The 1,880-nt window shown below is 63.1% G+C and carries 2 protein-coding genes; one reads left to right on the top strand and one right to left on the bottom strand.

The genetic code is table 11. The annotated features are described in order from the left end of the window. On the top strand, positions 1 to 528 hold a 528-nt coding region (locus JJL56_RS33575), incomplete at its 5' end, for an NAD(P)(+) transhydrogenase (Re/Si-specific) subunit beta (protein ID WP_247891387.1). 75 nt (positions 529 to 603) lie between these two features. On the opposite strand, the gene JJL56_RS32635 is transcribed toward JJL56_RS33575, so the two are convergent. Continuing rightward, complete coding sequence (locus JJL56_RS32635; protein ID WP_200487922.1) at positions 604 to 1,305, bottom strand: CBS domain-containing protein; 702 nt, start codon at positions 1,303 to 1,305, stop codon at positions 604 to 606. Positions 1,306 to 1,880: the final 575 nt, after the last annotated feature.

The following is a 1,880-nucleotide window of genomic DNA, read 5'->3' as shown; positions in this document are numbered from 1 at the left end:
GGCACGGTCAAGGCCGGCTCGCCGGAGGACGCGGCCTACATCATGAAGAACGCCCAGTCGGTGATCATCGTCCCGGGCTACGGCATGGCGGTGGCCCAGGCCCAGCACGCGCTGCGCGAGATGGCCGACCTGCTGAAGAAGGAAGGCGTCGAGGTCAAGTACGCCATCCACCCGGTGGCGGGGCGCATGCCCGGGCACATGAATGTGCTGCTGGCCGAGGCCAACGTGCCCTACGACGAGGTGTTCGAGCTGGAGGACATCAACCGCGACTTCAGCACGGCGGACGTGGCCTTCGTGATCGGCGCCAACGACGTGACCAACCCGGCGGCGAAGACCGACCCGCAGTCGCCGATCTACGGCATGCCGATCCTCGACGTCGAGAAGGCCAAGACGGTGTTCTTCATCAAGCGCGGCATGGCCGCCGGCTACGCCGGTGTGGAGAACGAGCTGTTCTTCCGCCCCAACACCATGATGCTGTTCGGCGACGCCAAGAAGGTCACCGAAGAGGTCGTAAAAGCCACCGAATAAGAGCCTGTCGAAAGGAAAAGCCCCTTCCCGGACGAGCCGGGAAGGGGCTTTTCTGTCGCCGCATCGGCGACCGGATCAGAAGCCGACAGCGCCTTCTGCGACATGATCTACGATGATCAGGTGATTTTCCACGCGAATGACGCCGGGGGTATTCTCCGCGGCGACGCGAATGGCGTCACGCTGCGCCTCGGTGCGCACACTGCCCCAGAGATGCACCACGCCGTTGCGCACGACGATGTTGTCGCTGATCTCCGGCGCCCAGGGCTGCGCCCGCAGGGTTTCCAGCAGCCGGTCGCGCAAGACGCGGTCGTCCGTCGCGGCGGGAGAGACGTCCGGCGCGATGCTGGCCAAGACGTGCAGCAGGTTGGCGCGGCTGACGATGCCGACCAGCTTGCCGCTGTTCAGCACCGGAACGCGCTTGATGCGGTTGCTCTCCATCAGGCGGACCACCTCGTCGAGCGGGGTTTCCTCCGTGACGAAGATCAACGACTCCGTCATCGCGTCGCGCACGTGGCGGCCGTGGGACTTGGTGTAGTCGGCGGCTTGGTTTGGCGCGCCCGCGAACATGGCGAGCCACCAGGACGCCCGCCGCACCGTACCGGTTTCCGTCCGGCGCAGCAGGTCGCCCTCGCTGATGACGCCGAGCAGGCGCCCGTTCGAATCGCAGACGGGCAGGCCGCTGATCCGGTTCTCCAGCATGCGCTTCGCGGCTTCGGTCACCGTGGCGTCGGGACCGATGGTGACCACCTGACGGGTCATGATGTCCGCAGCTTTCATGGCTTTCCTCCGTTTGCCTGATTCGTTGACCCAGCAAACTTACACATACACGGAGTAAGGTAAAACTGTCTGGTGTACGGTATACCAATTTGCCGCAGGCCGATTCGGCTGGCGGAAAAAAAAGAAGGCTCCGCTGGCAGGAAGCCGTGGAGCCGTCAGGTGGGGGAATCTACAGGGAGGAATGCGTGTAGTTCCAAGAACGTTTGTACCCCCCAGCGGTCCGTCCGGGCTATAATGGATTTGGTATACCAGTTATGCAGTGTTTGGATACCGTATACGATATGCCAGCTGGTGGCGAAGGGGGGCAGAGTTGCCGCGCTGTCGCAGACAAAATGCCGTGGCGTCGTTTATCGAAGAAACAGTCCGCGATCCGAACATATCCGCTTGTCATGAACTGGCATCTGGTATACCGTATCACCAATCCAAGCCGCTTCCCTCTCCGGGGCAATGAAAGCGCGGCCCAAACCCCGTCAACCGGGGGGAACTCCGGGGCAACCGGGGGCGGAGAGAGAGGGACGGGAACAGCCATGCAGACGATGAGTTTCTCGGTCGCACCCCTGGATCAGGGGATGAGC

It is taken from the genome of Azospirillum aestuarii, assembly GCF_016632405.1.
GTDB classification, from domain to species: Bacteria; Pseudomonadota; Alphaproteobacteria; order Azospirillales; family Azospirillaceae; genus Azospirillum; species Azospirillum aestuarii.
The sequence above is the reverse complement of the archived record's forward strand: the minus strand, read 5'-3'. Positions and strand labels throughout refer to the sequence as shown.